The 3,287-nt window shown below is 43.6% G+C and carries 1 protein-coding gene; it reads left to right on the top strand.

What is annotated here, in order from left to right; translation table 11 throughout:
• The coding region (locus tag AC3DU7_RS13585; protein WP_488039873.1) for an alpha-2-macroglobulin family protein at positions 1 to 3,204 on the top strand (3,204 nt) is incomplete at its 5' end.
• Positions 3,205 to 3,287: the final 83 nt, after the last annotated feature.

The following is a 3,287-nucleotide window of genomic DNA, read 5'->3' as shown; positions in this document are numbered from 1 at the left end:
CGAGTAGATGTGGAAGTGACAGATATATCTAATCTTTCTGTGGCAGATACTCAAACTTTTACCGCCCTACCAAGTAACAAATTAATAGGTCTAAAAAGTAAATTTGTGGCCGATGCTAATAAAAAGTTTCCGGTAGAAGTTATTGTCACCGACTCTCAAGGAAAACCACTTTCTGGAGAAAATATTCAACTGGAATTACAACAAATGGAATATAGCAGCGTCACCCAAGTAGTGGCAGGTAGTCGCAACCCCAAATATCAGGTGGAATATAAAACTGTTGCGAGCCAGAAAGTCAGAAGTGGCAATAAACCCAAAACCGTCAACCTCACCCCCCCAGAATCAGGTAGTTATCGCATCCGAGCTAACTTTGCCAATGCTGAAAATGACATTACTGGCACCGATATTCAAATTTGGGCAACCGGAGCAAACCGCGTTTATTGGGGAGGTCGCAACGAAGACCGTCTAGAAATTAAACTCGACAAAGACACCTACAAACCAGGAGAAACAGCAACTGCTTTAATTCAGTCACCCTATCCAGAAGGGGAATTATATTTTGCCGTCGTCCGCGACAAACCACTCTATGAAAAAATCGTCAAAGTTACAGGTGGCGCGCCAGAAATTCAGTTTCAAGTGACAGAAGATATGTTACCCAATGCTGCGGTGGAGGCGGTATTAGTGCGGCAAGGTCAACCACTCGCAGAAGTCGAACCGGGAACTGTGGAAAATTTGATGAAAGTCGGTTTTACTCCATTCAAAATTAATTTGGCAGACAAATACTTAAATGTAGAAGTCACACCCCAACGTCCGGAAGCGCAACCGGGAGCTATGCAGACTGTGGAATTGGCAGTTAAAAATAATCAAGGGCAACCCACTAAAGGTCAGTTTACAGTAATGGTCGTAAATGAAGCGGTCTTGCAACTAAGCGGTCATCGTCCCCCAGACTTAGTCGAGACCGTTTACGCCGAACAACCAATATCAACCACTTTCAACGATAACCGTCCCGAAGTACAAATGGAGGCCATGTCATCCGCTCTGAGAAAAGGTTGGGGTTATGGCGGTGGCATATCATCTGCTGCATCTAGCACCCGCATTCGTACAGACTTTCAATCTTTAGCTTATTACAACGCTTCTGTAATTACAGATAATAAAGGTAAGGCAACAGTAACTTTTAAAATGCCAGACGATCTGACAACTTGGCGCGTGATGACTGTTGCCACAGATGGGAATTTGCATTTTGGCAACGGGGAAGCAACTTTTGTGACGACTCAACCATTAATGTTAAATCCAGTTTTGCCTCAGTTTGCTCGTATCGGCGATAAATTTGAGGGCGGCGTAACAGTTACGAATAATACTGGCAAAAAAGGAAGTCTCAAAATAGATGGGGAAGTTAGTCAGAATATTTTGTTTGCCGAAAATTCCCAAACTACCCAAAATTTACAAACCAGGATAGACTCAGGTACCAATGCTTACCGTTTCCCCATGGAAGCAAAACAAGTGGGTGAGGCAAAAGTGCAATTTACCACCGACTTGAATAACCGTGACACAGATGGGTTTGAAATTTCATTACCCGTCCAGTCATTGGCAGCCAGTGAAAGTGTAGTCGAGTCTGGCACAACTGACTCTCAAATACAAATTCCACTGAATATTACAGACAATGTAATGCCAGATGTCGGAGGTCTAGAAATTTCCATGGCAAGTACATTAATACCAGAAATTACTGCCCCCGCAAAAGCAGTCTTGAAAAAAGACCAATTACCATTTTTAGAGCCTACCGCCAGTCAATTAGCGATCGCCTCCAACCTCCAAATATTAGGTGAAAAATACGAGCAAGCATTTGTAGACTTCAACCCAGAGCAACAAGCAAAACAAGCATTAGAAAAATTAGAAAAGTTGCAACTGCCAGACGGAGGTTTTGGTTATTATCCAGGATGGGAAAAATCCAATCCTTATCTAACACCCTATGCAGCAGAAGCGATCGCCCAAGCAAAAAAAGCATTTCCAGATTTAGTAAATGGGGAAATGGTAAGTAGTCTGCGGAATTACTTAAACGTCATTTTGGCAGATCCAGGCAAAGATGAATATTGCAGCGAACAACTCTGTAAAAATCAAGTGCGCTTAGACGTTTTAATGGCATTGTCAGAATTAGGCGACACCCGCAATAGCTTCCTATCAGATATTTATCAACAACGGGAGAAATTATCTCAGGTAGACCAAATAAAACTAGCGCGCTATATATCCACCTTCCCCAAATGGCGCAAACAGTCAGAAGAAATGTTTAAGGAAATTCAGGAAAGCGTCTATGAAACCGGGCGTACTGCCACATTGAACATACCGCAAACCTGGGGATGGCTCAATTCAGACACTGCCGCTCAAGCTCAAGCATTGCGACTATTTATTACCCGCGACGCCAAACCAGAAATATTAGACCGACTATTACAAAGTCTGCTCAACCTCCGACGGGATGGCACCTGGCGCACAACCTATGATAACGCCCAAGCGCTGAAAGCATTAGTTACTTATAGCAATACCCAACCAGCTCCACCGAATTTCGTCGCCACCGCCAAATTATCAGGCAAACAATTAGATGCTGCCCGTTTTCAGGGTTATGAAAATCCAAATCTATCTTTGAATGTAGCAATGGATGGGTTGCCAAAAGGAGAATCAGATTTAGTATTGGAAAAATCTGGAGAAGGCAAATTGCACTATTTAGTCGAATACAGTTATCGCCTCCCAGGAAACCAACCAGGAAAGTATAACGGTTTGCGAGTAGCGCGGGAAATTCGTCTAGCAAATGAAACGTCCGTTTTACAACGAATGGATCTATCTGAAGTCGCGTCACCATTAGATGTCAGTGCAGGGCAAGTCTTTGATATTGGCATTGAAGTTATAACAGACCGCCCCGTAGACCATGTAATTATTCGCGACCCACTGCCAGCAGGTTTAGAAGCAGTTGACACCAGTTTCCAAACCGCCACTTCCGCTGTCAAAGCAAAAACAGATAGTTGGCAAATAGGATATCAACAGATATATCGCGATCGCATCGAAGCTTATGCAGACCGTTTAAACCCTGGCGTGTATAGCTTACATTATTTAGTCAGGTCAGTGACTCCCGGAACATATATTTGGCCTGGAGCAGAAGCACGGTTACAATATGCACCCGAAGAATTTGGGCGATCGGCAACAGCGACCTTAGTTGTGAAGTAGTATGTGACTTTAGGGTTTTAGGGTGCGTAATGCGTACCCTAATTAGGATCTGCTGAAAAAAATTGGTTGGTGGGGGGAGGACA

The sequence above is a fragment of the Okeania sp. genome (genome assembly GCF_983059655.1).
The sequence above is the reverse complement of the archived record's forward strand: the minus strand, read 5'-3'. Positions and strand labels throughout refer to the sequence as shown.